The following is a 25,975-nucleotide window of genomic DNA, read 5'->3' as shown; positions in this document are numbered from 1 at the left end:
CCTGACACCCCTGACACCCCCGACGACCCCCCTACCGAACCGGAGCCTTCCATGAGCGCAGCCCCCCAAGCGAACACCCTTCTCCAGCTCTTGACGCCCGACCGTGCCACCGAGCACGTGGTCGGACCCGACTCGGCCAAGGTCACCTTCATCGAGTTCGGCGACTTCGAATGCCCGTCGTGCCGACAGGCCCACCCGGCCGTGCAGATGCTGCTGTCGCACTTCGGCTCGCAGGTGCGCTATGCGTTTCGCCACTTTCCGCTGCGCGAGGTGCATCCGCACGCGGAAATGGCCGCCGAAGCCGCCGAGGCCGCGGGCGCGCAGGGCAAGTTCTGGCCGTACGCCGACCTGCTCTTCAACCACCAGAACCACCTCGACACCAGCCACCTCGACGGCTACGCCCGGCAGCTCGGCCTGGACATGGCGCGCTTCGAGAACGAGCTCAAGGACAACGTCTACCGCCAGCGCGTGCAGGAGCAGGTCGAGCTCGGCCGCCGCCTGAGCGTGCGCGCCACGCCCACGTTCTACGTGAACGGCGTGTTCACCGACGTGTCGTTCGGGCTGCAGCAGCTGCGCGACGCGATCGAGCGCGCGCTGAAGTAAGCGAAGCACGTGAAGCAAGTGAAGCACGTGAGGTAGGGCTCGCCCCCTGCCTCAGGTCGCCTTCACGGCCTCGACCAGGTAGCGCACGAAGGCCTTGCCCGCATCCGGCAGCGAGCGGCCCGCCATGGTCTCGACCTCGAGGTGGCGCTCGTTCATCTCGCGGTCTTTCAACGCAATGGCGACCAGCGCCTTGCTCTGCAGCAGCGTGCGCATCGACAGCGCACCGTAGAACGCGATGCTGCCGCCGCCGGCCGCCGCAAAGCTCAGCAGCGCGTTCGCGTGGTTGCTCGACATGGCCTGCGCATAGCGCAGCCCCTGCCGCGTGCAGCTGGCGTCGAGCAGCCGCCGGATCGAGCTGTCCTCCTGCGGCAGCCCCAGCGGGTACGCCACCACCTGGCGCAGCGAGAGCTGGCGCTGCAGCGCCAGCGGATGGTCCTTGGCCATCACCGCCAGCACGGGGCTTGGATGGCGCAGCACGATCTCGATGCCGGGCTCGGGCGCCGCGCTCAGCGTGATGCCCACGTCGGCCTCGCCGTCGCGCACCATGCGCGAGATGTCGGCCGGCGCGCCCACTTCCAGGTGAAAGCGGATGCCCTCGTGCTTGCGGCGAAAGCGTGCAATCAGCGTGGGAATGAAATCGAAGGCGAAGCCCTCGGTGCTCGCCACGCGCACATGGCCGCTGCGCAGGCCGCGCAGGCCGGCGATGTCGTTGGCCACGCGCTCGATGTCCTGCTGCGCCCGCTTGGCATGCGCGGCCAGCAGCTCGCCCGCGGCGTTGGGCACCATGCCGCGCGCATGGCGGTCGAACAGCAGCGTGTCGAGCTCGCGCTCCAGCCGCGCCACCTGCCGGCTCACGGCCGACGGCGCAACGTTGAGCTTGAGCGCGGCCTCCTTCACCGAGCCGGTCTTCACCACCTCGAGAAAGTAGCGGACCGCGGTTTCCTGCAAGGCGCGAAGCGTCATGAAATTCTCCGTTGACGCGGCCCGGATGAGGGCTGAAGCAACCGCATCGATTGCCGATTCGGCAACGCAGGATTCTAAACATTGCGCTTGTAGCATCGTGTCGCGGCTCCTAGGATGGGTTTGTCCACCCCACTCGCTCGAACCTCTCTCGAACCCCGGAGCCCCGATGAACCTTCTCCCGAGTCCCAGCCGCCTCACGCGCACGGCCCGCATCGCACTGCTGTGCGGCCTCGGACTCGGCGCCGTGCCGCTGGCCGCCCTTGCCGCGGAAACGGGCTATCCCTCGCGCCCGATCACGCTGGTCATTCCCTTCCCGCCCGGCGGCGCGACCGACGTCAACGGCCGCGTGATCGCGCAGCGCCTGGGCAAGGAGCTGGGCCAGCCGGTGGTCATCGAGAACCGCGCGGGCGCGGGCACGGTGATCGGCGCGAGCTACGTGGCCAAGGCCGCGCCCGACGGCTACACGCTGCTCGTGAGTTCGGGCACCACCTTCACCGTCAACCCGGCCATTCGCGCCAACCTGCCGTACGACCCGGTGAAGGGCTTCGACCCGATCGGCATCGCCGGGCGCACCGGCCTGATCCTGCTGGCCAACAGCGACGTGCCGGTGCAGACCGTGAAGCAGTTCGTCGACTACGTGAAGGCCTCGCCCGGCAAGTACTCGTACGGCTCCTTCGGCACCGGCACCACCGCGCAGTTCGCGGGCGAAAGCATCCTGCACGCCGCCGGCCTGAAGATGACGCACGTGCCCTACAAGGGCAGCGCCCCGGCCATGACCGACCTCATGGGCGGGCAGATTCCCTTCAGCATCGACACCGTGAGCGCGGCGATCCCGCAGCTCAAGAGCGGCAAGATCAAGGCCATCGCGTTGACCACGGCCAAGCGCTCCGCGCTGCTGCCCGACGTACCGACCATGGCCGAGAGCGGCTACGCCGGCATCGACATGGACACCTGGCTGATGCTGGCCGCGCCCAAGGGCCTGCCCGCCGACGTGAAGGCCAGGCTGGAGAAGGCGCTGGCCGTGACCATCGCCGACCCCGACACGCGCGCCAAGCTGCTCGCCCAGGGGCTGGAGCCGGCGTACAGCAACTCCGCCGCCGCGAGCGAGCTCATCAACCGCGAGCTGCCCGTGATGCGTGCCGTGGCGGCGCGCGCCAACATCACCGCGGACTGACCCGCGGACTCACCCGCCAACTGACCCGCCAACCGATGAACCCCACGAACACCCCGCTCGACGCCAGCAGCGAACTCGTCGAGAAATCCGCCGTCGAACTGCGCCGCCTCATCGGCAGCAAGGCCCTGTCGCCCGTCGAGCTGCTCGAGGCGTGCATCGCGCGCATCGAGCGCGTGAACCCCTTCGTCAACGCCGTCACCGCGACCTGCTTCGAGCGCGCGCGCGCTGAGGCCAGGGCCGCCGAAAGCGCCGTGGTGCGCGGCGACACGCTCGGCCTGCTGCATGGCCTGCCGCTGGGCGTGAAGGACCTGGAGCCGACCGAAGGCCTGCTCACGACCTGGGGCTCGCCGCTGTACCGCGACCACGTGCCGGAAAAAGACATCGAACTGGTGGCGCGCCTGCGCCGCGCGGGCGCCATCGTCGCGGGCAAGACCAACGTGCCCGAGATGGGCGCGGGCGCCAATTCGCGCAACGACGTGTGGGGCGCCACCGGCAACCCCTTCGACCCGAACCTGAACGCCGGCGGATCGTCCGGCGGCTCGGCCGCCGCGCTGGCCTGCGACATGCTGCCCGTGTGCACCGGCTCCGACACCGGCGGCTCGCTGCGCATTCCGGCGGCCAAGTGCGGCGTGGTGGGTTTCCGCCCGTCGCCGGGCATCGTGCCCAGCGTGCGCAAGCCGCTGGGCTGGACGCCCATTTCCGTCGTCGGCCCCATGGGCCGCACGGTGGACGACGCCTGCCTGCAACTGGCCGCATCGGCCGGCATGCACGCGGGCGACGCGCTGAGCTACCCGCTCGATGCGCTGTCGTTCCTGGCGCCGGCGCACGTCGACCTCGCCAACCTGCGCGTGGCGTGGACCGAGGACTTCGGCACCTGCGCGGTGGACGACGGCATCCGCGCCACCTTCCGCCGGAAGATCGAGGCCATGCGGCACCTGTTCCGGCGTTGCGACCGGGTCGACTTCGACATGGGCGAGGCGCACCGCTGCTTCGACGTGCTGCGCGCCGAGGCCTTCGTGGCGGGCATGCAGGCGGCCTACGAGCGCGACCCCGACAGCCTGGGCCCCAACCCGCGCGCCAACTACGAGATGGGCGCGCGCATGAGCCTGCTCGACAGCGCCTGGGCGCAGGCCGAGCAGACCCGCCTCATCAACCGCTTCCAGGCGACCTTCGCCGACTACGACCTCGTGCTGTCGCCCACCACGCCGGTCTCGCCCTTCCCGTGGACGCAGCTGTACGCCACCCACATCAACGGCGAGGCGCAGGCCAACTACTACCGCTGGCTGGCGCTGACCTACGTGGTCACGCTGACCACGCACCCGGCGATCACGCTGCCCTGCGGGCTCGACCACGCGGGCATGCCGTTCGGGCTGCAGGTGGTGGGCGGCTTTCGCACCGACCACCGGGTGCTGGGCGCGGCGCGCGCCATGGAGCAGGCGTTCTCGGCGCATGCGCCGCTGCGCCGGCCGCGGCCCGACCTGGCTGCCCTGCGCGCGGCGGAACCGGCGTTGAGGTCGATCGTCAAGACACCGCCGGTGTTCGACAGCCGCCTCGCGCAGGCTGCCGCCGTGTCGGCCGTCTGAGGCGCCGGGCTACCTGAACCCGGCGCGCGTCTGCTCGCGCCGCAGCAGCGGCGCGTAGGCATGCAGCTCCTGCGGCGCGATGTCGTAGGCGCGCCGGAAGGCCCGCGTGAAGCTCGAGGCGTTGTTGAACCCGAGCCCCGCGGCCACGTCCTGCACCGCCAGGTGCGGAAACCGCACCAGCTCGTCGGCCGCCATGCGCAAGCGCCGCGCGCGGATGTACGAGGCCAGCCCGCCGTCGTGCGCGAACAGGCGGTACACGCTGGCGCGCGACAGGTGCAGCGACTTCAGCACGCTCTCGGGCGACAGGTCGGGGTCGTGCAGGTGCGCATCGACATGGCGGCGCACCTGGCCGTAAGCGGCCGCGCGCACCGCCGCGCGGGCATCGCCCGACAGCCCCGCCTCGCGGCTGAACGCCGCCGCCAGCAGCTGCACCGCGGTGCGAAAGGCTTCGCCCGCCTCGTCGCGCCCCAGCCCGACGATCTGCCGGCTCAGCGCCACCAGGTGGTCGACCAGCACGCACATCAGCGGCGTGGTCGCCTCGACCCGCCGGCCATGCAGCGAGGCGGCATCGGGAAAGGCCTTCTCCACCAGTGCGCGCGGCACGAAGAACATCAGCATCCGCCCCTCGTGGCTGCGGATGGTGCAGGGCTGGTCCATGTCCAGCGCCAGGATGCTCGGCACGCGCGGCAGGTGGTGCGCGCCGGTGTGCTGGCCGTGGGCGCGGAATTCGGCCGGCACGCCATCCAGGAACAGGTTGAAGGAAATGTCGCGCACGCTCTCGGTGGACACGCGCCCCAGCGAGCGCACGGCCACGTTGGGGCCGGTGCGCATGTCGAAGAAGGTGATGTCGTCGACCGAGTAGCGCGCGAACGATGCATCGAACGCCCCCTGCTCGCCGCGCAGCGACACCGGGCGCACGTCGTAGACCACGCTCATGCGCTCCTGCCACGCCGGCAGGCTGCCGCGGGCGTCGCCCTGCACGCTGAAACTGCTGTGAACGATGCCGTGGGCGAGGGCCGCGGGCGCTGGCGGCAGCAGCAGGCCCTCGGAGAGGAATCGGTCTTTGGACATGAAGGCGGGGTGGCAAGGCGTTCGTGCGGCGGTGCACGGCGCGGGCGATTCTCGGCGATGAACCGCCGCGCCGTCCCTGCAGCAATCCCTATGGCAGGCGGCCCGCCGTGCGCCGCGCGAGCGCGGCTTCCACGCAGTCACCGAAGCCCGTGTCCACCAACCGGAAATGCTCGACCTGCCGCCGCTGGATGGTCTCGGGCACACCGGCCATCGACGATGCGAGGTTCGCGGCCAGCCGCGCGCGCTCGCCGTCGTCCATGCGCCGGTACAGCGCGCTCGCCTGTTCGTAGTCGCCCAGGCCCTGCCGGTCGTCGAAGCGCATGGCGTCGCCGGCCAGCGGCAGCGCCGGCTCGGCCAGCCGGCGGTCGGGGCGCGGGCCGCCGAAGGAGTTGGGCTCGTAGTAGGCGTCGGTGCGCGCCGGCACGTTCAGCCGCATGGCCCCGTCGGCGTGGTACGTGTGCACCGGCGACAGCGGCCGGTTCACCGGCAGCGCCGCGTGGTGCGTGCCCACGCGGTAGCGCTGCGCGTCGGCATAGGCCAGCAGCCGGCCCTGCAGCAGCTTGTCGGGCGAGACGCACAGGCCCGGCACCATGTGCGCGGGGTTGAAGGTGGCCTGCTCCACCTGCGCGAAGTAGTTGTCGGGGTTGGCGTCGAGCGTGAGCAGGCCGAGCTCGACGAGCGGGAACGCGTCCTGCGGCCACACCCGCGTCGGGTCGAAGGGGTTGAAGGGCAGCGCGTCCGCCTGCGCGTCGCTCATGAGCTGCACGTGCAGCGACCAGCTCGGATGCTCCCCGCGCTCGATGGCCTCGAACAGGTCGCGCTGCGCGCTCTCGCGGTCTTCGGCGATGGTGTCGCGCGCCTCGGCGTCGCTCAGGCAGCGGATGCCCTGACGCGTCCTGAAATGAAACTTGACCCACACGCGCTCGTTGGCCTCGTTGATCAGGCCGAAGGCATGCGCGCCGTAGCCGTGCATGTGGCGGTAGCTGCGCGGCAGGCCGCGGTCGGAGAACAGCATCAGGATCTGGTGGATGCTCTCGGGCGAGAGCGACCAGAAATCCCAGATGGCGGTGGGCGAGCGCAGGTGGCTCACGGGGTGGCGCTTGAGCGCGCGCACCAGGTCGGGAAACTTCTGCGGGTCGCGGATGCAGGCCACCGGCAGGTGGCTGCCCACGAGGTCCCAGTTGCCTTCCTCGGTGTAGGCCTTCAGGGCGAAGCCACGCATGTCGCGCTCGGCGTCGGCGCAGCCGCGCTCGCCGGTCAGGCCCGAGAAGCGCACCAGCACCGGCGTGAGCCGCCCCGGCTGGAACACGCGCGCGCGGGTGTGGCGCGCGATGTCGCCGGTGATGCGCAGCGTGCCGAAGGCGGCGGCGCCCTTGGCGTGCAGCACCCGCTCGGGAATGCGCTCGCGCGCCAGGTAGGCCAGCTTCTCGGCCATCTGGTAGTCCTGCAGCAGGATCGGCCCGCGCGGCCCGGCGGTGATGGAGTGCCGGCTGTCCGCCACGGGGGCGCCGCCCGTGGTGGTCAAGGTGGGCGGCCGGTTGTCTTTGTTCATGGCGATCTCCCGGATCGAGTCTCGCCCGGATGGTGGGGCCGATGGGCGAGCGTGTATTGAACAAGAGTGGCCTGTTTTGAACCGACCGGACACCCTGAGCGCCTGGTAGCTGGCGCCCGAATGTGCAAAGCCGCGCCCAACCCGACAAGACGGCGCGCCGCGCCGGGTGCACCATGGCGCTCCCACACGATCCACGACACGGCCTGCCATGAAACCCACCCTGCCCCAGCTCATGAGCCTCAACGGCGGCTTCGTCGACACCGCCGGCTTCCTCGCGCTGCACGGCCTGTTCACCGCGCACGTCACGGGCAACTTCGTGACCATCGGCGCGGCGCTGGTGCACGGCACCTCGGGCGCGATCACCAAGCTGCTGGCGCTGCCGGTGTTCTGCGCGGTGGTGGTGCTCGCGCGGCTGCTGAGCTACGGCCTGCCGAACCTGGGCCTGCCGGTGCTGCGCACGATGCTGGTGCTCAAGGCCGCGCTGCTGCTGGCGGGCGGCATCCTGGCGATCCATTTCGGGCCCTTCGACGACGGCGACAGCGCGAGCGCGATGCTCACGGGCCTGGTGCTGGTGTCGGCCATGGCCATCCAGAACGCGGTGCACCGCATCCACCTGGGCAGCGCGCCGCCGACCACGCTGATGACGGGCACCACCACGCAGGTGATGGTCGACCTGGCCGACCTGATGCGCGGCGGGCAGGCGCCCGAGGAAGCAGCGGCCGCGCGCGCGCGCATGCGGCGCATGGCGGCCGCGGTGGCGTGGTTCGCCGCGGGCTGCGCGGCGGCGGCGCTCATCTATGCGCGGTGGAACGTGTGGTGCTTCGCCGTGCCGCCGGTGCTGGCGGCCTGCGCGGTGGTGCTCCAGCGCAGCACGCACGAGGGCGACCCCGCGGCACCTGCGGCGTCAGCGGCATCAGCAGCCCCAGCGGCCGCGCGTCACTTGTAGAGCCAGCGCGCCATCAGGCGCGTGTACCTCGGCATGATCACGTACACCATCAGCCCGACGATGGCCACCGAGGCCACCAGGTGCTCCAGCCAGTAGGTGGACACCACGGGCACCGGCGCCAGCAAGCGGTGCAGCAGCGCCGGCACCAGGATGGTCAGCGGGTAGATCACCGACACCGTCAGCAGGAACTGCTTGTAGCGCTTGGCCGGCGGCTGCCCGGCGGGCGGGTGGAACCAGAACTCCAGGCCGCTGCGCGTTTCCACCTTCTCGTCGGCGTCGAGCAGCGGCGCGACTTCCTCGACCAGCTGGCGGCGCGCTTCGGACGAGAACCAGTCCTGCGCATGCGCGAGCGAGTCGAAGCGGATGGTGACGGTGTACTGCAGCCCGCCCGCGGCCGGATGGATCACGTTGACACCGCGGTGCCCCGGAAAGCGCGAGGCGATGGGCACCACCTTCTTCAGCCACTGCTCGTAGGCGGCGACGGACTCGCGCCGCACGGTCTGCTGGATCACGGCGGTGACGGTCTCGGCGCCCGGCACGGCGCGCCCTGCGATCTCGTCGAGCGTGGCGTTGCGCAGCCCGGGCTGGCGGTTGTCGGCGGTCATGTGCGGTGCGCCCTTCAGAGGCCGAGCAGCTTGCGGCCTTCGTCGGCCAGCAGGTCGTGCGTCTCGGGGTGCGCGCGCATGTAGGCGTTGAACACGGGGCACTGCGGCACCACGCGCAGGCCGCGCTCGCGCGCCGAGGCCAGGCCGGCGAGCACCAGCTGCTTCGCGATGCCCTGGCCTTGCAGCGCCTCGGGCACCAGCGTGTGGATGAAGGTGATGACGTCGCCTTCCAGCGAATAGATGGCGACGGCGCGCTCGCCTTGCGCGGCGTACTCGAAGCGGTGCTTCGCGGGGTTGTCGTGGACCACGACGGCGGAAGGCGCTGAAGGGATGGAAGGAGCAGAAGAATTTGTCATGGGAGATTCTTGGTGTGGGGGCCGCTTCAATGCAAACGCTGCAGGTGCCGTGCCAGGCGAGGCGTTTCCACCCCGGCCTGCGCATTGTTCCCGAAGCGGTGGACCAGATGGGCACAGATGGCGAGCGCCAGGTGCTGCTGCACCAGCGCGCCGGCGCGCTGCGGGCGCTCGAACAGCGCCAGCACGGCCGCGCCCAGGTTGCACATCACCGGGTCGACCAGGCCGGGCGCGCAGGCGATGCCGTTCACGCCCGCCATGCCCTGCGCGCCGGCCACGGCGCGCACCAGCGCGTGCGGCACGTAGAAATGCAGCGCGTCCAGCGGCGTGCCCAGGTAGCTCGCCACGTCGTCGCGCAGGTCGACGATGCTCAGCGCGCCCGGCGCATAGCCGCGCACCACCGCCGGCCGGCCACGCACCCAGGTTTCGTGGTGGCGCATGCCCACGAGGTGCAGCGCGACGAGAAAGGCGTCTTCGCAGGGGATCTCCTGCTTCATGCCCAACTGGCCGGGCAGGCAGGTGATGCGCGTGACGGCGAACACGGCCGGCGCGCCGGGCGCCGGCAGCATGACGAGCGCGGGCGCGGACGGCAGCTCGAAGCACCGTCCCAGCAGGTCGCCATAGGCGCCTGCCGCATCCCTCACCCCCTTCACGCCCTTCACGCCCTGCTCGCCCGTCACGGGCAACCGTCCGTTCAGCCCTTGATGAACGCCAGCAGGTCGGCGTTCACCTGGTCGGCGTGCGTGGTGCAGGTGGCGTGGGGCGCGCCGGCGTACACCTTGAACTGGCTGCCCTTGATCATCTCGGCCGCGAGCTTGCCGGTGGCCTCGATCGGCACCACCTGGTCGTCGTCGCCGTGGATCACCAGCGTGGGCACGGTGATCCTGGCCATGTCGGGGCGGAAGTCGGTTTCCGAGAAAGCCGTCACGCAGTCGATGGTGGCCTTGATGGAGGCCTGCAGCGCGATCTGCAGCGTCTGCTTGAACACGCCCTGCGACACCTTGGCGCCCGGACGGTTGGTGCCGTAGAACAGCGTGCTGAAGTCGTCCAGGAACTGCGGGCGGTCGGCCGCCAGGCCGGCGCGGATGCCCGCGAACAGCGATGCGTCGGGGCCCACGGGGTGGTCGGCCGTCTTCACGAACAGCGGCGTCACGGCGCTGATGAGCGCGAGCTTGGCAACGCGCGCCGTGCCCTTGCGCGCGATGTAGCGCGTGACGTCGCCGCCACCCATCGAGAAGCCCACCAGGATCACGTCCTTCAGGTCGAGCTTTTCGATCAGCTCGGAAATGTCGTCGGCGAAGGTGTCGTAGTCATAGCCGGTCCAGGGCTGGCTCGAGCGGCCGAAACCGCGGCGGTCGAACGCGATGGTGCGGTAGCCGCGTTCCGCGAAGAACAGCATCTGCGCGTCCCACATGTCGGCGCTCAGCGGCCAGCCGTGGCTGAACAGGATGGGCTGGCCCGTGCCCCAGTCCTTGTAGTAGAGCTCGGTGCCGTCGCGCAGGGTGAGAGTGGTCATGGTTTTCCTGTGGAATGAAGAGTGCGGTGGAGGGGAAAGCAGGTGAGTGCGGGACGGTTCAGCTCTGGCGCACCGACTCGAACAGGAACCACGTGCGCTTCTCGGCCTCGTCGATCCAGTTCTCCAGCAGGCTGGCGGTGGCCACGTCGCCGTGCTCGTCGCACACGCCGTGCGTGGCGCGCATGAAACCGGCCAGGCGCTGGTTGTCCTCGCGCAGCTCGGCCAGCATGCCGATGGGGGTCACGAAGTCGGCGTCGTTGTCCGACAGCCGCTGCAGGCGCGCGGCATGGCCGGTGGAGCGCAGCGTGGTGCCGCCCACCTTGCGCACGCGCTCGGCGATGGGGTCGATGGTCGCGAAGATCTGGTCGGCCTGCTCGTCGAGCAGCAGGTGGTAGTCGCGGAACGACGGGCCCGACATGTGCCAGTGGAAGTTCTTGGTCTTGAAGTACAGCGCGAACACGTCGGCCAGCAGCACGTTCAGCGCCGCGGAGATGTCGCGCGTGGCGTCGGCGCCCAGGTCGCTCGGGGTGTGCAGCGACGCGACGCGGCGCGCCTTGGTGCTGTCGGCCAGGGCCTTGACGGTCTTGGCGGCCTTGACTGCCTTGGTGGGCTTTGCGGATTTCGAAGTAGCCATGTTTTTCCTTGGTTGCCTGCGTTGCCCGGGTTGTGGGCGGAATGCCGTCTGCCTGTCGTCAGAGGGAAAGGAAGTGATGAACCACGGGCTTGTCGGGCCCGATGTGAAAGCGCACGGCCTCGCTCTGGAGGTCGGCGTCGGCGTGCGACACGCGGTGGTGCTGGCGCAGGTGCTCGGCCCACGACTCGACGAGGAACCACTCCATCACGCGCTCGGCGTCGCCGGTGTGCTCGGTCACGCCCCAGGCGTAGGCACCGTCGCGGCGGCGCTCCAGCGACAGGCGCTTCATCGCGTCGAGGAAGGCCGGGCGGTCGTCCTTGCGGATGCGGTACTCGACCTGGATCATCACGGGGCCGCGGTCGTGCGCAATGGGCTCGGCCACCAGCGGCTCGGGCCAATGGTTGGAGGCCTGCAGGTCCGACTCGCCGGTGGGCAGGCGTGCACGGTGGAACAGCAAGGCCACGACCACCAGGCCGACGGCGCCGGCCACCAGCGTGTACGGCACGCCGATTTCCTGCGCGATCAAGCCCCAGCCCAGGCTGCCGGCCGCCATGGCGCCGTTGAACACGGTGAGGTACACCGCCAGGCCGCGTCCGCGCACCCAGTTCGGCAGGATGGCCTGCGCCACGCCGTTGAGCGTGGTGAGCGCAATGATCCAGCCCAGGCCCAGCAGCAACAGCAGCACCACGGCCAGCCACTTGGGCGGCGCGAACACCAGCGCGCCCATCACGGCGGCTGTGATCACCGAGGCCAGCAGCACCAGGCCGTCGGCGTCCAGCCGCGCGCGCAGCCGCGGCATGACCAGCGCGCCGGCAATGGCGCCCGCGCCCACGGCGCCCAGCAGCACGCCGTAGAAGCCGGCGGTGCCGCCCAGCATCTGGCGCGCCACCAGCGGCAGCAGCGCCCACACCGAGCTCGCGAACAGGAAGAACACGGCCGCGCGCAGCATCACGCGGTGCAGTTCCTTGCTGGCGCGCGTGTAGCGCAGGCCGGCACGGAAGGCGCCCAGGAAGTTCTCCGACAGGCCGCTGTCGACCGCGGCCGGGCGCTTCCACCAGATCAGCGCGGCAATGACGAACACATAGCTCAGCACGTCGGCGCCGTAGGTCACGGCCGCGCCGAAGCTCGCGAGGATCAGCCCGCCCGCGGCCGGCCCGATGGAGCGCGCGATGTTGATGCCCAGCGAGTTCAGCGCCACCGCGCTCTTCAGGTCGGCGCGCGGCACCAGCTCGGGCACGATCGACTGCCAGGTCGGCCCCATCAGCGCCGCGCCGATGCCGCCGACGAAGGTCAGCGCAATCAGGTACTCGACGGTGAGCGCGCCCGTGTGCGACAGCACCAGCAGCGTGCCGCTCACGCTGGCCAGCACCAGCTGCACGAAGATCAGGAAGCGCCGGCGGTCGAGGATGTCCGACAGCACGCCCGCCGGAATGGCCAGCAGGAAGATCGGCAGCGTGGCCGCCGTCTGAATGAGCGCCACCGCCGTGGGGCTGGCGGACAGGTCGGTCACCAGCCACGAGCTGGCCACGTCGCGCATGAAGCTGCCGATGTTGCCCAGCACGGTGGCGGCCCACAGCACGGCGAAGACCGGCTGGCGCAGCGGCGCGAAACCGCCGGAACCCTTGGCGCCGGCGGCGCCTTGCGTGCTCTTCGCGGCCTCAGTCATTCTTGCGCCCTTGCAGGTCGTGCCAGGCCACCAGCAGGAAACCGCCGACCAGGCCGAGGTGCTCGAAGAACGAGTTGGCGGCCATGAAGCGTTCCTGGCCCAGCGGCATCAGCCAGAAGCGCAGCGCGAGGAAGGTGGCGAACAGCGTGAACGCGGCCAGCGCCACGGCGCCCAGCCAGCGGTAGAAGCCCGTGAGGATGAGCACCGAGGCGCCCAGTTCCAGCACGATGACGGCCGCGGCCATGGGTGCCGCGGGCGACACGCCGAAGTGGTTCATCTCGGCGATGGCCGAGCCGAAGTCCATCGCCTTGTTGAAGCCGCCCTGCAGGTAGGCCGCGCACAGCAGCAGCAGCGCGACCCAGCGCAGCACGGGTGAAGGTTGCCAGTGCATCGTCTTCATCACACCGCCCAGCAGGCGCAACCCAGCGCGCCCCAGAAGCTCTTCAGGTCGGCAATGGGCAGCTTGCTGCTCCAGGCCGTGGCGTGCTGGTGGCCGTGCACGTTGCAGTCGTTGGCACAGGCACAGGCGGCGGCCGCGTTGCGAAGTACCTTCTGCATCGGAGCACCATCTGCGCCATGGGCCGTGTCGGCCCAGCCGCCGTAGCCACCGAAGGTGCGCGCGGGCGACCAGTCGGGCATGGCCGGCGGCGGCGTGCCTTCGTCCAGCGCGGTGAACGGGCCGGCACCGTAGACCACCTTGCCGCCCACCATGGTCAGCAGCGCGGTGGTGTCGGCGATGTCCGATTCGGCGCAGGCGAAGAAGTCGCGGTCGGGCACCATCAGGTCGGCCAGCTGGCCGGCCTCGATGCGGCCCTTCTTGCCGACTTCGTTGGAGAACCAGGTGACCTTCTCGGTCCACATGCGCAGCGCGGTCTCGCGGTCGATGCAGTTGCGCTGCGGCGTGATCTGCATGCCGCCCACGGTCTTGCCCGTGACCAGCCACGACAGCGACACCCACGGGTTGTAAGAAGCGACGCGCGTGGCGTCGGTGCCGGCGGACACGTTCACGCCCTTCTCGAGCATGCGCTTCACGGGCGGCGTGGCCTCGGCCGCGCCGGCACCGTAGCGCTCGACGAAGTACTCGCCCTGGTAGGCCATGCGGTGCTGCACGGCAATGCCGCCGCCGAGCGCCGCGATGCGGTCGATCGACTTCTCCGAGATGGTCTCGCAGTGGTCGAAGAACCAGTTCAGGCCGGCCAGCGGCGTGTCCTGGTTGACCTTCTCGAACACGTCGAGCGCGCGGTCGATGGTTTCGTCGTAGGTGGCGTGCAGGCGCCAGGGCCAGCGGTTCTGCGCGAGCACGCGCACCACCTCTTCGAGCTCGCCTTCCATCTCGGGCGCCATGTCGGGGCGCGGCTGGCGGAAGTCCTCGAAGTCGGCGGCCGAGAACACGAGCATCTCGCCCGCGCCGTTGTGGCGGAAGTAGTCGTCGCCCTGCTTGTATTTGGAGGTAGCGGTCCAGTTCAGGAAGTCCTGCTTTTCCTGCTTGGGCTTCTGCGTGAACAGGTTGTAGGCCAGGCGAATGGTGAGCTGGCCGGCATCGGCCAGCTGCTGGATCACCTGGTAGTCCTCGGGGTAGTTCTGGAAGCCGCCGCCCGCGTCGATGGCGCCGGTGACGCCCAGGCGGTTCAGGTCGCGCATGAAGTGGCGCGTGGAATTGACCTGGTAGTCCAGCGGCAGCTTCGGGCCCTTGGCCAGCGTGGCGTACAGGATGGACGCATTGGGCTTGGCCAGCAGCAGGCCCGTCGGGTTGCCGGCGCTGTCGCGCACGATCTCGCCGCCGGGGGGCGCGGGCGTGTCCTTGGTGTAGCCCACGGCGCGCATGGCGGCGCCGTTGAGCAGTGCGCGGTCGTACAGGTGCAGGATGAACACCGGCGTGTCGGGCGCCACGGCGTTCAGCTCTTCGATGGTCGGCAGGCGCTTCTCGGCGAACTGGTGCTCGGTGAAGCCGCCCACCACGCGCACCCATTGCGGCGCCGGCGTGATGGCCACCTGCCGCTTGAGCATGCCCATGGCATCGGCCAGGCTGCGCACGCCGTCCCAGCGCAGCTCGAGGTTGTAGTTGAGCCCGCCGCGGATGATGTGCAGGTGGTTGTCGATCAGCCCCGGCAGCACGCGCTTGCCCTGCATGTCGACCACGCGGGTGCCGCTGCCGGCCAGCGGCAGCACGTCTTCGCTGCGGCCCACGCGCAGGAAGCGGCCGTCCTTGATGGCCACGGCGCCGGCCTCGGGGTTGGCGCGGTCCAGCGTGGTGAAGCGGCCGTTGTGGAGGATCAGGTCGGGTGCGGTGGTGGTGCCTGCCATGTCGGAGGTCCTTCTTGCGGTTGGCGCCGTCTGGGCGTTGGAGGAGGTCATGGCCGTGCCGGCCACGGCGGCGCCGAGCGTGCCCAGGCACAGCCGGCGGCGTTGTTCGTCGAACGACTCGCTCATGACGTCTTGCGCGAGGCGTCGGGGGTGGCGGACGGGTCGGCCTTGGCGCATTGCGGCAGCTCGCCGAACACGTGCGGCTTGACCTGGTGCTGCAGCCACGAGGTGGCCACGGCGTCGGGCTTGATCACGCTCTTGATGAGCGGCGGGATCTGCTCGCCGAGCAGGATCCCGAGAAGCCCCACGAGGGCGATGACCGGCGGGGCCGGCGAGCGCACCTGGAACAGTGCGTAGATCACGCCGACCAGCAGGCCGAGCGCGAGCGACAGGACGTAGGGCTTCATCTTCGTGTTCACCGCGGACTTCAGCCTTCGTGCGCGCCGAACATGGTCTTGGCGTAGGTCACGCCCAGGCCGTAGGCGCCGCCGAACTTCTTCGCGATGCCGGTGGTCATTTCATAGGTGTCGGTGCGGGCCCAGTCGCGCTGCATCTCGAGCAGGTACTGCAGCGAGGTCATGGGCTGCGCACCGGCCTGCACCATGCGGTCCATCGCGCGGTTGTGCGCCTCGGTGGACACGTCGCCGCAGGCATCGGCCAGCACGAACACCTCGAAGCCCTGGTCGATGGCCGAGAGTGCCGGGCCCACGATGCACACGCCGGTCCACAGGCCCGACAGCACGATGCGCTTCTTGCCGATCTCGTTGATGCGATCGATCACGGCCGCGTCTTCCCAGGTGTTCATCGAGGTGCGGTCGAGCATCTTCTGGCCCGGGAACGCATCGCTGATCTCGCTGAACATCGGGCCCGAAAAGCTCTTCTCGGCCACGGTCGTGAGGATGGTCGGCACGCCGAAGCCGGCGGCCGCATTGGCCACCAGGGCGGCGTTGTTGCGCAGCGTGATGGCTTCGATCGAATGCGTGGCAAAGGCCATCTGCGACTGGAAGTCGATCATGACCAGCGTGTGGTCCTTGGGGGTGAGCAACTTGGCGCCGGCGGTGGGGGTGGCTTTGATGGACATGAATGACTCCGTGATGACGTAGATGAGAGAACGGTGAGAAAGCGGTGCAGAGAGAAAGTGGGGTATCGACCCGTGGCGTGCATCCTCGTGGGAGCGAGGGTGCGTGTCTTGTCGATTAATGAGGCGGTTTGGACATTTGCCGTCGCGCGGCTCAGAACGCGGGCAGCTCGTTGGGGCGCAGGTCGAACACCAGCACCTCGGCGCCTTCGCCGCGGGCCAGTTCGAGCTGGCGCACGTCGCGCACCCGCACGCCGTCGCCTTCGGCCAGGCGCTGGCCGTTGAGCTCCACGCTGCCGCGGGCCACGTGCACATAGGCATAGCGGCCGGCATCGAGCGAGAGCGAGGCCTGCTCGGCGCCGTCGAACAGCCCGGCGTAGACGCGGGCGTCCTGGTGCACCGCGAGCGAGCCGTCGGTGCCTTCCGGCGAAATGATCAGGCGCAGGCGGCCGCGCTTTTCTTCCGGCGCGAAGTGCACCTGCTGGTAGCGCGGCGCCACGCCCTTGCGGCCCGGCACGATCCAGATCTGCAGGAAGTGCAGCGCGTCGGTGGCCGACGAGTTGAACTCGCTGTGGCGCACGCCGGTGCCCGCGCTCATCATCTGCACGTCGCCGGGGCGGATCACCGAGCCGGTGCCCATCGAGTCCTTGTGCTCGAGCGCGCCGTCCAGCACGTACGAGAAGATTTCCATGTCGCGGTGCGGGTGGGTGCCGAAGCCGCGGCCCGGGGTCACGCGGTCGTCGTTGATCACCAGCAGGTCCGAGAAGCCTTCCTGCTCCGGGTCGTGGTAGTGGCCGAACGAGAAGGTGTGGCGGGACTTGAGCCAACCGAAGTCGGCGATACCGCGGTCGGTGGCGCTGCGAATTTCCAACATGATTCACTCCTTGGCAGTTTTCGAATTCGATTGAATTCACAATTCGTCTCGGAACTTGTTTCCGAGGCATGGAATGAATCATCGAACTTCAAGGAGGGTCTGTTGGCGAAACCTTTTGCCGTCTATGATCGAATTTTTCGAACATCGGTTTTTCAAGGTTTTTCAAGTTCTCTGAAGGAGTAGCGCGTGCTCAAACTCAGCCTGGAAGCCATCGAGGTGGTCGACGCCATCGACCGCCACGGCTCGTTCGCGGCGGCCGCCGCGCGCCTGAACAAGGTGCCCTCCACCATCTCGTACGCGGTCGGCAAGCTCGAGGAGCAGCTCGGCATGCAGCTGTTCGAGCGCAACGGCCCGCGCGTGACGCTCACCGCCGCAGGCGGCGAGATGCTCAAGGAGGGGCGCTGGCTGCTCGGCGCCGCGAGCGAACTCGAATCGCGCATGCGGCAGATCGCCACCGGCTTCGAGTCGGAGCTGCGGCTGGTGCACGACTCGCTCATTCCCACCGAGGCGCTCATCGACGACGTGCGCGCCTTCGAGGACTTGCGCTGCGGCACGCGGCTGCGCATCGGCTGCGAGGCGCTCACCGGCAGCTGGGAGGCGCTGCGCGAGGGGCGCGCCGACGTGGTCATTGCCGCGGGCGAAGGCCCGGCCGGCGGGGGCTACCAGGCCGTCACGGTGGGCAGCCTCGACTTCGTGTTCTGCGTGGCGCCCACGCACGCGCTCACGCGCCTGGGCCGCGCGCTGCAGCGCGGCGACCTGCTGGCGCACAACGCCATCGTGGTGGGCGACAGCGCGCGCACGCTGTCGGACCGCACCGTCGGGCTGATGGCGGGCCAGCCGCGCATCGCGGTGCCGTCGATGACCGCCAAGATCGCCTGCCAGGTGGCGGGGCTGGGGCACGGCTTCCTGCCGCGCGCGTGCATCGAGGGCGAGCTGGCGCGCGGCACGCTGGTCGCGCTGCAGACCGAGGAGCCGCGCGCGCCCGAGGCCTTCTGGCTGGCCTGGAAGACCGGCGCCAAGGGGCAGGCGCTGCAGTGGTGGGTGAAGCAGCTGGGCCGGCCGCTGGTGCCGGCGTTGCTGCCGCGGTCGGTGTGAGCGAGGCGCGCCGGGGTCGGCGCAAGCCCCTCTAGCCGGACGTCCAGCCGTTGCGGCTCTGCGCGCGCGCGCGGCGCTCGACATCCGCGCATGCGTCGCGCAGCAGCGCGGAAATGGCGCGCACCCGCGCCGCCGTCATCCGCTGCGACAGTGCGGCAACGCTGAGTGCGCCCACGGACTGGCCCATCGGGTCGCGAAAGGCGTGCCCGATTGCCGTCACACCCAGGTTGATCTTGTTCCGGATCAGCGAAATGCCCTGCTCGTGCGTGCGCTGGCAGGCATCGATGACGGCTTGCGCCGTGAGGCTTGCGAACGCGGCGAGATTCGGTGCCACGCGCCGGACGATCTCCTCCCGCTCCTGCTGCGCGATCGACGCCAGGATGGCGAGCCCGCCGGCGCCGACGCCGAGCGGCCTGCGGCTGCCCACTTCCAGCACCAAGGTCCGGATGGGGAAGGAGCCTTCGCGCCGATGCATGCACACCGCGTCGAATCCGCTGCGAACGACCAGGTAGACGGTGTCCTCGGTCGCCTTGGCGAGAGCGTCCATCGCGGGATCGCACAGGTCGCGGATGTCGTGCATGGCGGAACCGGCCACACCCAGCTCGAAGGCCAGCGGGCCGAGCCGGTAGCGCTTGAGCTCCTCGTTGCGGTCCACCAGCCGCTCGGCGCCGAGTTGCTGCAGCACGCGATGCACCGAGGGATGCGGCAGGTCGGTGCGCGTGGCGATCTCCGTGAGCGCAAGACCGCGCGGACCTGCCGTTGCGAGCAGCTTGAGCAGGAGCACGCCGCGTTTGAGCGAGCCCGCGTCGGAAGCAGATGACATGTTCGATTAAAGGACAGAGTGGATGCATCGCATCGCGGAGGCATGCGATTGAAGCATCCGCGGAGGCTATCCGATCCTTTGAACGAGAGGGAAAGCAGTCCATCCTCCGGCTGGAATGTCGTGTCCGCTAAACGGACAACTTCGATACAAGCGCCGCCGGCGGCACCTAGAGTCCATGCCATGCATATGAACTCACAGTCCTTGGCGGGCAAGGTGGCGGTCGTCACCGGCGGCAGCAGCGGCATCGGCGCAGCCTGCGTGCTTGCGCTGGCAAATGAAGGGGCCCGGGTGGTCGTCGGCTATCACCGAGGTCGCGAGCGGGCCGAGGCGCTGTGCGCTCGCTTGCCCGGGTCGGGCCACCTCAGCGCCGCGATCCCGCTCGACGATGTCGCCGCGCATGCCTTGCTGGCACGCAGACTGGCGGATGAAACCGGTCGCGTGGACATCCTGGTCAATTCGGCCGGCTACACGCGCCGCGTGGCGCACGACGACCTGGACGCAATGGACAGTGCGTTCTTCAACGAGATCCTCGTTGCGAATGTCGGTGGCCCGTTCTCGGTCATCCGCGCGCTGCTTGCGCAGCTGCGCGGCAGCGGCGACGGTCTTGTGGTGAACATCTCCTCCGTCTCCGCGTTCACGGGCGCGGGCAGCAATGTGGCGTACTGCGCCGCCAAGTCGGCGCTGGACACCCTGACGGTGTCGCTGGCGCGCGCGTTCGGCCCGCAGGTGCGTTTCCTGAGCGTTTCGCCGGCGGCGGTGGACACGGACTTCGTGGCGGGCCGCAGCCGAAGCGAGCTGCAGAAGAAGGCCGAGCTGACCCCGCTGGGCCGCGTGGTGTCTCCCGACGACGTGGCGCGCGCGGTGCTGGCCTGCGCCACGCACCTGAAGACGGCCACGGGCACGCGGCTTGTGATCGATGGAGGGCACAGCCTGTGAGCGCGCTGAATGCCACCCACGACGCGGGCCTGCGCAGTTGGGTCGAATCCGCCAACGCGCCCGGCACTGATTTTCCGATCCAGAACCTGCCGTTCGGTGTGTTCCTCCCTGTCCATGCGCCTCATCAGGCGGCGCGCTGCGGCGTGGCCATCGGCGAGCGGGTTGTCGACGTGCATCGCCTCGCCGCGCTCTTCACCGGCGAAGCCGCCACCGCGGCGCGGGCCTGCGGCGCAGCCGCACTCAACGACCTGATGGCGCTCGGCCCGAAGGCCGCCTCGGCGCTGCGCGCGCAGCTCTCCGGCCTGCTGGCACAGGACGCGACCTCGACGCGCGGCCGGGTGGAAGAGGCGCTGTTGCCCATGGAAGGCGTGGCGCTGCAACTGCCGGTTCGCATCGCGGGCTACACCGACTTCTTCGCCTCGGTCCACCACGCCACCAATGCAGGCCGCCTGTTCAGGCCCGACCAACCGCTGTTGCCGAACTACAAGCACGTGCCCATCGCATACAACGGCCGCGCCAACAGCATCCGGCCCGGCGGCGTGCCGGTGACGCGACCGCATGGCCAGCAGCGGCCCGCCTTGCCGGGCGGCGCTCCGGTGTTCGGCCCCTCGCAGCGACTCGACCACGAGGTGGAGCTGGGCGTGCTCGTCGGCCGTGCGACACAGCCCGGCCTGCCGGTGCAGGTGGGGGGCGCGTGGGACCACATCTTCGGTTTCTGCCTGCTCAACGACTGGTCGGCGCGAGACATCCAGTCCTGGGAGTACCAGCCGCTGGGCCCGTTCCTGGCCAAGAGCTTTGCCACGAGCGTGTCGCCCTGGATCGTGACGGCCGAAGCGCTCGCGCCGTTCCGCACGGCGGCGGCGCCCAGGCCGGCCGGTGACCCACCCGCCCTGCCCTACCTGAGCGACGCGGGCGATCAGGCCTCGGGTGCCTTGCGCATTCACCTCGACGCGCACCTGAGCACGCTGCAGATGCGCCGGCAGGGCCTGCCTGCGCATCGACTGTCGCGCTCGGACAGCGCCACGCTGTACTGGACCGTGGCACAGATGGTGGCGCACCACACCAGCAACGGCTGCGCGCTGGACACCGGCGACCTGCTCGGCTCCGGGACGATCTCCGGCGCCGACGACAGCGCACTCGGCAGCCTGCTGGAAATCACCGCCAACGGCACCCGGACGCTGGCCCTGCCTTCGGGCGAACAGCGCGGCTTTCTGCTCGACGGCGACGAGGTCTGCCTGAGCGGCTTCTGCGAGAAGCCGGGCTACGCACGCATCGGTTTCGGCGAATGCCGTGCCACGGTGCTGCCGGCGGTGGAGGCCTGAGCCATGCTGGTCGAAGAACGAACCTACACCACCCATCCGGGCAAGTGGCGCGACTACCTGGCCCTGTACGAGGCCGAGGGCCTCGCCATTCAGCGCCGCATCCTGGGCCGCATGGTGGGCTACTACCACACCGACATCGGCGAGCTGAACCAGCTCGTTCATCTGTGGGCCTACGAAGACCTGAACGAGCGCGCCGAACGCCGGGCGCGACTGATGCAGGACCCGGGCTTTCGCAGCTACGTGGCCCGCATGCTGCCCCTGCTGCAAAGCCAGAGCTCGCGCATCCTGCTGCCGGCACCGTTCTTCGAGCCGCTGTGGCACGGCGCGTGAACGCGCCGGATACCGATACCCCAAGACTTTCCATCCCCAGGAGATCCATCGTGTTGTGCAAGAAGCTCCACCACGCCGCCTTCCGCTGCAAAGACGCAGCGCAGACCGTCCAGTTCTACACCGAGGTGCTCGGCCTCAAGTTCGCCCATGCCATGGGCGAGGACCACGTGCCTTCCACCGGAAAGTACAGCCCGCACATCCACATCTTTTTCGAAATGGAGGACGGCAGCTCCATCGCCTTCTTCGAATGCCCGCAGGACCCGGGCGACGTGAAGGACCTGGTGTCGCCCGACTGGATCCAGCACTTCGCGTTCGAGGTCGACAGCGTGGCCACCGTGCTGGCCGCCAAGCAGGCGCTCCAGTCCAAGGGCATCGACGTGGTGGGCCCGACCAACCACGACGACTTCATCACCTCGATCTATTTCTTCGATCCATCGGGCCACCGGCTCGAGCTCACGACGCGCACGTGCGACCCGTCGCGCTACCGCATCTTTGAAGCGGAGGCGCCCCAGGTCCTGGCGCTGTGGAACGAAACGCGCGACTGGTCGCAGCGCGAAAAGCTCTACGGCGCCAGCACGGGCTACGCCCGCGCCAGCGACTGAATGCCAAGGCGGCGGTGGTTCGCCCCGACCGCTACGTCTACGGGACCGCCCGCACCCCCGCCGAACTGGGACGCCTGGTGGCGCAACTGGCGCGGTTCGTCTTCGGCCCCGAAGCCATCGACTGAAAAGAAGCTGCACGCATTCGACAAGGAGACACACATGACCACGACTTCCCTTTACCGCCGCCACCTGCTGCTGGCAGGCGCCGGCATGCTGGCGCCGTTCGGCGCGAGCGCGCAGGACAAGTACCCGGCAAAACCCGTCCAGCTCATCCACGGGTTCGGCGCCGGGGGCAACGCCGACGTGGTGGCCCGCCTGGTTGCGCAGAAACTGCAGGAGCCGTTGCGACAGCCCGTGGTGGTCGACATCAAGAGCGGCGCCGGCGGCATCATCGCGAGCAACTTTGTCGCCAAGGCCGCGCCGGACGGCTGCACGCTGGCGATGCTCACGGGCGCCCACACGGTGTCCGCCGCGCTGCGCAAGGACCTGCCCTACGACGCGGTGAAAGACTTTGCCTTCATCTCCACCGTCTCGTCCTTTCCCTTCGTGATCGCCGTGCGTGCCGAGCACCCGGCCCGAACGCTCGCGGAGCTGCTCGATATCGCGCGCAAGGGCAAGGTCAGCTTCAGTTCCGTGGGGGTCGGCTCCACGCAGCACATGGTGGGCGAGCTGCTGGGGGCCGCCGCGGGCGTGCAACTGCTCCACGTGCCGTACCGCGGCGGCGGTGCGCCTGTACAGGCCGTGATCGCCGGCGACGTGGATGTCCTGGCCGACACCTTGACCGTGGCAACGCCGCACATCCAGTCGGGCCGGCTGCGCGCGCTGGCCGTGACCAGTGCCGCGCCGTGGCCTTCGTTGCCCGGCGTGCCTTCCGCCTCGGCGACCCTGCCGGGTTTCGAAGTGCGCTCGTGGCTCGGCCTGGCGGCGCCCGCCCACACCCCGGACGCGATCGTCCAACGCCTCAATGCGCAAGTGCGCCAGCTTCTGCAGCAGCCCGACGTGCAGAAGGTGCTGGCGAACGCCGGCAGCGCCGCCTCGCCCAGTTCGCCGCTGGCCATGCAGGAGATGGTCCGGGCCGAGATCGAGCGCTGGCGCGACGTGGTGGTGCGACGCGGGATCAAGGTCGAGTGAGTGCGTCGGCAAGCGATTTCAGGCGCGATGTCGTCGGCCTGTGCGGCAGCCTGCGGACCGGTTCGCTGAACGGACTGGCGCTGCGGCTGGCGGGGCAATGCATGCCGCAGGGCATGTCGCTCGACATCCTCGACTGGCGCGAGGTGCCGCCTTTCGACGCCGGCCGGCTGGCCGCGCAGGGCATGCCGGCCCCGGTCGAAGCGCTGCGCCAGCGCATCGGCCGCGCCCATGCATTGATCGTTGCCACACCCGAATACAACTTCTCCGTGCCGGGCATGCTGAAGAACCTTCTGGATTGGCTCTCGCGAGGCGAGGCGCAGCCGCTTGCGGGCAAGCCGGTCGCGCTGATGTCGGCGAGCACGGGCCCGCTCGGCGGTGCACGCGTTCAGTACGACATGCGTCGTGTGCTGCTGTGCATGAACGCCCAGGTCCTGGCCAAACCGGAGATCTTCATTGGTGCCGCACAGCAAAAGTTCTCGAGCAACGGTGAATGCACCGACACGCCGACGCGCGATTTCGTCACGGCGCAGATGCTTGCGCTGTCGCGCTGGATCTCGCAGGTCGAGGCGATGTCGGGCGGCTAGCTTGCGGTGCGGTGCGGTTCGGTCCGGATGCGCCTGTCAGGGCACGCTTGCGACGCACCCCAGAAGCCGACCCACATCCACGAGATCGCCATGCACGGCCACGCTGGCATCGATCTCCCTCAGCTGCCTCGCGCGCGCCTCGTCACCCACACCGACAAACTCCAGCTCCAACGCCCGCGCGGTGAGCAGGTCCCACACGCCGTCGCCGATGGACACGACCCTGCCGCCTGAAGGAACACCGTGCTTCGCCCTGGCCTTGTCGATGGCCGCCTGAACGATCTCTTCGCGGGTCTCGTGTTCCGAGGCGGTCGCAAGCAGGTCGTGGTCGAAGGGATGGCTCAGCAGCGCCATCTTGCGGTGCGCGCCATGCCGCAGGCTGCCGGTGGCGAATGCGGCGATCCAGCCCGCCTGCTCGACGTCTGCCAGCAGCTGCGATGCACCTGCGATTTCGTCGCATGGCGTCGCGTCGCACAGCACGTCGAACTCGCTTCGATAGCGTTCTTCCAGCATATGCAAAGGGGGCTCGCCCTCGAAGCCAGCTTCGTCCCACGCCTCCCGAAAAATGGCACTGTCGGAATGGTGCCGGTAGTTGCCCCACGCGGTGCGAAGCCGCGGGAAGTTGAAGGTGCGAAGCGCGGCTTCGAACGCGCGCTGGTGCAGCACCACCGTGTCGGTCAGCGTGCCATCGATGTCGAACACGACGATCGGTCTTGCGGGGATGTTCATGCCTGGATTCTCTTTCGCTCCGCCCGTCGCCAGTCCCACCGTCCTCAGATCACCACGCGCCGCTCGAGCACCGGCTCGCGCTCCAGCAGTGCCTTCAGCCGGTGCAGCGCATCGGCCAGCGGCGCACGGCCGCGCACGGCGCCCAGCGACAGCCGCACCGCGTTCGGCGCCTCGCCCCCCACCGCGAACGATGCCGACGGCGTCACCGACAGCCCTTCGGCCAGCGCCGCGCGCGCCAGCTCGGGCGCGGTCCAGCGCGGAGGCAGCGCGTGCCACACGTGGATGCCGCGGCCCGCTTCGCTCAGCGGCATGCCCAGGATGCCGCTGGCCAGGTCGTGGCGCGCCCAGGTTTCCGCGCGCACCTGCTCGAGCAGGTGCTTGGCCGAGCCGTCGTGCACCCACTGCGTGGCCAGCGCGGTGGGCAGCGGCGAGGCCATGAGCGCGAACGAACGCAACGCATCGAGAAAGTCCGCCTCGTCCTGCGCATCGGGCAGGCGCACGTAGGCCGTGCGCAGGCCGGGCGTGAGGCACTTGGACAGGGTCGACAGGTAGTACGTCGACGCGGGCGCGAGGGCGGCGACGGGTTCCGGCGGGTTCGCCTCGAACAACCAGTACGGGTCGTCCTCGATGATGCGCAGGCCCTTGCGCTGCGCCACCTTCGCGAGCTGCCGGCGGCGCGCGGCGGGCATGGTGCGCGCCACCGGGTTCTGGATGGTGGGGTTCAGGTAGAGCACGGTGGCGCCCTGCGCGCCGCAGGCCTGCTCCAGCGCGTCGGGCCGCATGCCGAGCGCGTCGGTGGCCACGGCGATCACGCGGCGGCCCAGGCGCCCCGCGACGGAGATCAGCCCCGGATACACCAGCGGCTCGGCCAGGATGGCATCGCCCGGGCGCGTGAGCACCAGCACCAGCGCGGCCAGCGCCGACTGCGCGCCGGGGCACACCGCCACGCGCGACACGTCGAGTGGGCCGAACATCGGCGCGAGCCAGCGGCAGCCGGCCATGCGGTCGGCGCGGCTGCCGCCGGCCGGGTGGTAGGTCATGAGCAGGTCGGCGTTGTTGCGCGCGAGCACCTCGGCCAGCCCCTTCTGCAGCAGCGCCAGCAGGTTCGAGCCCTCGGGCGCGGGCGGCATGTTCATGCTCAGGTCGATGCGCGGCGCGAAGTCGACCGCCGGCGCCGACACGAAGGTGCCACTGGGCCCGCGCGATTCCACCAGGCCGCGCTCCTTGGCCTCGGCATAGGCGCGCGTCACGGTCGTGAGGTCGACGCCCAGCAGCTCGGCCAGGCGGCGTTGCGGCGGCAGCCGGTCGCCCGGCTGCAGCTGCCCTTCGGCCACGGAGCGCTCGACCAGCGAAAGGATGCGCAGGTAGCGCGAGCCCTTGCCGGCGGCGAAGACCTCGGCCCAGCTGCGTTCGATGGGGGGAGTCGATGGCGTCATGTATGGGTCATGTATGAGTCACTTTGCCTAGTTCGCCGGGTCGGCTGCGACGAATAGCATACAAGAAG

The 25,975-nt window shown here is 69.7% G+C and carries 28 protein-coding genes; 11 read left to right on the top strand and 17 right to left on the bottom strand.

Translation table 11 applies throughout. The features are described from left to right. The first annotated feature begins 51 nt into the window (after positions 1-51). Complete coding sequence (locus tag BM013_RS20065) at positions 52-603, top strand: DsbA family protein (RefSeq protein ID WP_093129398.1); 552 nt, start codon at positions 52-54, stop codon at positions 601-603. Between the two features lie 51 nt (positions 604-654). On the opposite strand, the gene BM013_RS20060 is transcribed toward BM013_RS20065, so the two are convergent. Then, positions 655-1,566 (bottom strand): LysR family transcriptional regulator, encoded by a 912-nt coding sequence (locus tag BM013_RS20060; RefSeq protein WP_093129397.1) that lies wholly within the window; start codon positions 1,564-1,566, stop codon positions 655-657. Positions 1,567-1,732: 166 nt separating this feature from the next. On the opposite strand from BM013_RS20060, the gene BM013_RS20055 reads away from it, so the two are divergent. Then, the gene (locus BM013_RS20055; RefSeq protein ID WP_093129396.1) at positions 1,733-2,740 is read left to right on the top strand and encodes a Bug family tripartite tricarboxylate transporter substrate binding protein; all 1,008 of its coding nucleotides are present in this window, start codon (positions 1,733-1,735) and stop codon (positions 2,738-2,740) included. Between the two features lie 35 nt (positions 2,741-2,775). Further along, complete coding sequence (locus BM013_RS20050) at positions 2,776-4,323, top strand: amidase (RefSeq protein WP_093129395.1); 1,548 nt, start codon at positions 2,776-2,778, stop codon at positions 4,321-4,323. 9 nt (positions 4,324-4,332) lie between these two features. Here BM013_RS20050 and BM013_RS20045 read toward each other — a convergent pair whose 3' ends face one another. After that, complete coding sequence (locus BM013_RS20045; protein ID WP_093129394.1) at positions 4,333-5,394, bottom strand: helix-turn-helix domain-containing protein; 1,062 nt, start codon at positions 5,392-5,394, stop codon at positions 4,333-4,335. A gap of 88 nt (positions 5,395-5,482) precedes the next feature. Continuing rightward, positions 5,483-6,946, bottom strand: coding sequence for a catalase (locus BM013_RS20040; RefSeq protein ID WP_093129393.1), 1,464 nt, complete (start codon positions 6,944-6,946; stop codon positions 5,483-5,485). Between the two features lie 208 nt (positions 6,947-7,154). On the opposite strand from BM013_RS20040, the gene BM013_RS20035 reads away from it, so the two are divergent. Continuing rightward, positions 7,155-7,892, top strand: a complete 738-nt coding sequence (locus BM013_RS20035) for a DUF1275 family protein (RefSeq protein WP_093129392.1) — start codon at positions 7,155-7,157, stop codon at positions 7,890-7,892. Here the strand turns inward: BM013_RS20035 and BM013_RS20030 are convergent. From BM013_RS20030 to BM013_RS19980, 11 genes are all read right to left on the bottom strand, one after another. Further along, positions 7,883-8,497 carry an antibiotic biosynthesis monooxygenase gene (locus BM013_RS20030; protein WP_093129391.1) on the bottom strand — a complete coding sequence of 205 codons (615 nt, stop codon included), beginning with the start codon at positions 8,495-8,497 and terminating at the stop codon, positions 7,883-7,885. The two genes, BM013_RS20035 and BM013_RS20030, sit on opposite strands and share 10 nt — an antisense overlap. A gap of 14 nt (positions 8,498-8,511) precedes the next feature. Beyond that, on the bottom strand, positions 8,512-8,853 hold the full coding sequence (locus BM013_RS20025; protein ID WP_093129390.1) for a GNAT family N-acetyltransferase: 342 nt from the start codon (positions 8,851-8,853) through the stop codon (positions 8,512-8,514). A gap of 26 nt (positions 8,854-8,879) precedes the next feature. Beyond that, positions 8,880-9,530: an AraC family transcriptional regulator gene (locus tag BM013_RS20020; protein ID WP_256221565.1), complete on the bottom strand. Its 651-nt coding sequence runs from the start codon at positions 9,528-9,530 to the stop codon at positions 8,880-8,882. Positions 9,531-9,544: 14 nt separating this feature from the next. Continuing rightward, positions 9,545-10,366, bottom strand: a complete 822-nt coding sequence (locus BM013_RS20015; protein ID WP_093129389.1) for an alpha/beta fold hydrolase — start codon at positions 10,364-10,366, stop codon at positions 9,545-9,547. A gap of 58 nt (positions 10,367-10,424) precedes the next feature. Further along, positions 10,425-11,000, bottom strand: a complete 576-nt coding sequence (locus BM013_RS20010) for a Dps family protein (protein ID WP_093129388.1) — start codon at positions 10,998-11,000, stop codon at positions 10,425-10,427. 58 nt (positions 11,001-11,058) lie between these two features. Further along, a complete protein-coding gene (locus BM013_RS20005) occupies positions 11,059-12,666 on the bottom strand; it encodes an MFS transporter (protein ID WP_093129387.1) in 1,608 nt (535 codons plus the stop codon). Then, the gene (locus BM013_RS20000) at positions 12,659-13,066 is read right to left on the bottom strand and encodes a DoxX family protein (protein ID WP_177225515.1); all 408 of its coding nucleotides are present in this window, start codon (positions 13,064-13,066) and stop codon (positions 12,659-12,661) included. The genes BM013_RS20005 and BM013_RS20000 overlap by 8 nt, the downstream gene beginning before the upstream one ends. Continuing rightward, positions 13,066-14,970, bottom strand: coding sequence for an amidohydrolase (locus BM013_RS19995; protein ID WP_093129548.1), 1,905 nt, complete (start codon positions 14,968-14,970; stop codon positions 13,066-13,068). The genes BM013_RS20000 and BM013_RS19995 overlap by 1 nt, the downstream gene beginning before the upstream one ends. A gap of 122 nt (positions 14,971-15,092) precedes the next feature. Beyond that, positions 15,093-15,377, bottom strand: coding sequence for a XapX domain-containing protein (locus tag BM013_RS19990; RefSeq protein ID WP_093129547.1), 285 nt, complete (start codon positions 15,375-15,377; stop codon positions 15,093-15,095). Positions 15,378-15,397: 20 nt separating this feature from the next. After that, positions 15,398-16,051, bottom strand: coding sequence for a hydrolase (locus BM013_RS19985; protein WP_093129386.1), 654 nt, complete (start codon positions 16,049-16,051; stop codon positions 15,398-15,400). A 151-nt stretch (positions 16,052-16,202) separates the two neighbouring features. Next, positions 16,203-16,922 (bottom strand): pirin family protein, encoded by a 720-nt coding sequence (locus BM013_RS19980; protein ID WP_093129385.1) that lies wholly within the window; start codon positions 16,920-16,922, stop codon positions 16,203-16,205. Between the two features lie 186 nt (positions 16,923-17,108). Here BM013_RS19980 and BM013_RS19975 point away from each other — a divergent pair, with 186 nt between their 5' ends. Continuing rightward, positions 17,109-18,017, top strand: a complete 909-nt coding sequence (locus tag BM013_RS19975) for a LysR family transcriptional regulator (RefSeq protein WP_093129384.1) — start codon at positions 17,109-17,111, stop codon at positions 18,015-18,017. A 31-nt stretch (positions 18,018-18,048) separates the two neighbouring features. Here the strand turns inward: BM013_RS19975 and BM013_RS19970 are convergent, their stop codons facing one another. Beyond that, positions 18,049-18,840, bottom strand: a complete 792-nt coding sequence (locus BM013_RS19970; protein WP_093129383.1) for an IclR family transcriptional regulator — start codon at positions 18,838-18,840, stop codon at positions 18,049-18,051. Positions 18,841-19,041: 201 nt separating this feature from the next. Between BM013_RS19970 and BM013_RS19965 the strand changes: the two genes are divergently transcribed. The 6 genes from BM013_RS19965 to BM013_RS19940 all read left to right on the top strand — a co-directional run bounded on the left by BM013_RS19965 (position 19,042) and on the right by BM013_RS19940 (position 23,745). Beyond that, on the top strand, positions 19,042-19,776 hold the full coding sequence (locus tag BM013_RS19965) for an SDR family NAD(P)-dependent oxidoreductase (RefSeq protein ID WP_371280448.1): 735 nt from the start codon (positions 19,042-19,044) through the stop codon (positions 19,774-19,776). Then, a complete protein-coding gene (gene fahA / locus BM013_RS19960) occupies positions 19,773-21,098 on the top strand; it encodes a fumarylacetoacetase (RefSeq protein ID WP_093129381.1) in 1,326 nt (441 codons plus the stop codon). The genes BM013_RS19965 and fahA overlap by 4 nt, the downstream gene beginning before the upstream one ends. 3 nt (positions 21,099-21,101) lie before the next feature. Further along, positions 21,102-21,428, top strand: coding sequence for an NIPSNAP family protein (locus BM013_RS19955; RefSeq protein ID WP_093129380.1), 327 nt, complete (start codon positions 21,102-21,104; stop codon positions 21,426-21,428). Between the two features lie 50 nt (positions 21,429-21,478). Continuing rightward, positions 21,479-22,030, top strand: coding sequence for a VOC family protein (locus BM013_RS19950; protein ID WP_093129379.1), 552 nt, complete (start codon positions 21,479-21,481; stop codon positions 22,028-22,030). A gap of 159 nt (positions 22,031-22,189) precedes the next feature. After that, positions 22,190-23,161: a tripartite tricarboxylate transporter substrate binding protein gene (locus tag BM013_RS19945; RefSeq protein ID WP_093129378.1), complete on the top strand. Its 972-nt coding sequence runs from the start codon at positions 22,190-22,192 to the stop codon at positions 23,159-23,161. Further along, positions 23,158-23,745: an NADPH-dependent FMN reductase gene (locus BM013_RS19940; protein ID WP_093129377.1), complete on the top strand. Its 588-nt coding sequence runs from the start codon at positions 23,158-23,160 to the stop codon at positions 23,743-23,745. Before BM013_RS19945 ends, BM013_RS19940 begins: the two co-directional genes overlap by 4 nt. A gap of 36 nt (positions 23,746-23,781) precedes the next feature. Here the strand turns inward: BM013_RS19940 and BM013_RS19935 are convergent, their stop codons facing one another. Together BM013_RS19935 and BM013_RS19930 are read right to left on the bottom strand one after the other, a co-directional pair. Further along, entirely contained in the window at positions 23,782-24,471 is a 690-nt protein-coding gene (locus BM013_RS19935; RefSeq protein ID WP_093129376.1) for an HAD family hydrolase, read from the bottom strand. Positions 24,472-24,515: 44 nt separating this feature from the next. Then, positions 24,516-25,907 (bottom strand): aminotransferase-like domain-containing protein, encoded by a 1,392-nt coding sequence (locus BM013_RS19930; RefSeq protein ID WP_093129375.1) that lies wholly within the window; start codon positions 25,905-25,907, stop codon positions 24,516-24,518. Positions 25,908-25,975: the final 68 nt, after the last annotated feature.

The organism is Variovorax sp. OK605, assembly GCF_900115445.1.
Classification (GTDB): Bacteria; Pseudomonadota; Gammaproteobacteria; order Burkholderiales; family Burkholderiaceae_C; genus Variovorax.
Note: the sequence above shows the minus strand (reverse complement) of the source record. Positions and strands in the feature narration are given on the sequence as shown.

Coding starts and splice junctions, on each gene's coding strand:
- BM013_RS20065 (WP_093129398.1), top strand. CDS start 52: ATGAGCGCAGCCCCCCAAGCGAACACCCTTCTCCAGCTCTTGACGCCC.
- BM013_RS20035 (WP_093129392.1), top strand. CDS start 7,155: ATGAAACCCACCCTGCCCCAGCTCATGAGCCTCAACGGCGGCTTCGTC.
- BM013_RS19995 (WP_093129548.1), bottom strand. CDS start 14,970: ATGGCAGGCACCACCACCGCACCCGACCTGATCCTCCACAACGGCCGC.
- BM013_RS20040 (WP_093129393.1), bottom strand. CDS start 6,946: ATGAACAAAGACAACCGGCCGCCCACCTTGACCACCACGGGCGGCGCC.
- BM013_RS20060 (WP_093129397.1), bottom strand. CDS start 1,566: ATGACGCTTCGCGCCTTGCAGGAAACCGCGGTCCGCTACTTTCTCGAG.
- BM013_RS20050 (WP_093129395.1), top strand. CDS start 2,776: ATGAACCCCACGAACACCCCGCTCGACGCCAGCAGCGAACTCGTCGAG.
- BM013_RS20030 (WP_093129391.1), bottom strand. CDS start 8,497: ATGACCGCCGACAACCGCCAGCCCGGGCTGCGCAACGCCACGCTCGAC.
- BM013_RS20015 (WP_093129389.1), bottom strand. CDS start 10,366: ATGACCACTCTCACCCTGCGCGACGGCACCGAGCTCTACTACAAGGAC.
- BM013_RS19930 (WP_093129375.1), bottom strand. CDS start 25,907: ATGACGCCATCGACTCCCCCCATCGAACGCAGCTGGGCCGAGGTCTTC.
- BM013_RS19985 (WP_093129386.1), bottom strand. CDS start 16,051: ATGTCCATCAAAGCCACCCCCACCGCCGGCGCCAAGTTGCTCACCCCC.
- BM013_RS20005 (WP_093129387.1), bottom strand. CDS start 12,666: ATGACTGAGGCCGCGAAGAGCACGCAAGGCGCCGCCGGCGCCAAGGGT.
- BM013_RS19955 (WP_093129380.1), top strand. CDS start 21,102: ATGCTGGTCGAAGAACGAACCTACACCACCCATCCGGGCAAGTGGCGC.
- BM013_RS19935 (WP_093129376.1), bottom strand. CDS start 24,471: ATGAACATCCCCGCAAGACCGATCGTCGTGTTCGACATCGATGGCACG.
- BM013_RS20045 (WP_093129394.1), bottom strand. CDS start 5,394: ATGTCCAAAGACCGATTCCTCTCCGAGGGCCTGCTGCTGCCGCCAGCG.
- BM013_RS19980 (WP_093129385.1), bottom strand. CDS start 16,922: ATGTTGGAAATTCGCAGCGCCACCGACCGCGGTATCGCCGACTTCGGT.
- BM013_RS19990 (WP_093129547.1), bottom strand. CDS start 15,377: ATGAAGCCCTACGTCCTGTCGCTCGCGCTCGGCCTGCTGGTCGGCGTG.
- BM013_RS20000 (WP_177225515.1), bottom strand. CDS start 13,066: ATGAAGACGATGCACTGGCAACCTTCACCCGTGCTGCGCTGGGTCGCG.
- BM013_RS19945 (WP_093129378.1), top strand. CDS start 22,190: ATGACCACGACTTCCCTTTACCGCCGCCACCTGCTGCTGGCAGGCGCC.
- BM013_RS19970 (WP_093129383.1), bottom strand. CDS start 18,840: ATGTCATCTGCTTCCGACGCGGGCTCGCTCAAACGCGGCGTGCTCCTG.
- BM013_RS20025 (WP_093129390.1), bottom strand. CDS start 8,853: ATGACAAATTCTTCTGCTCCTTCCATCCCTTCAGCGCCTTCCGCCGTC.
- BM013_RS20010 (WP_093129388.1), bottom strand. CDS start 11,000: ATGGCTACTTCGAAATCCGCAAAGCCCACCAAGGCAGTCAAGGCCGCC.
- BM013_RS20055 (WP_093129396.1), top strand. CDS start 1,733: ATGAACCTTCTCCCGAGTCCCAGCCGCCTCACGCGCACGGCCCGCATC.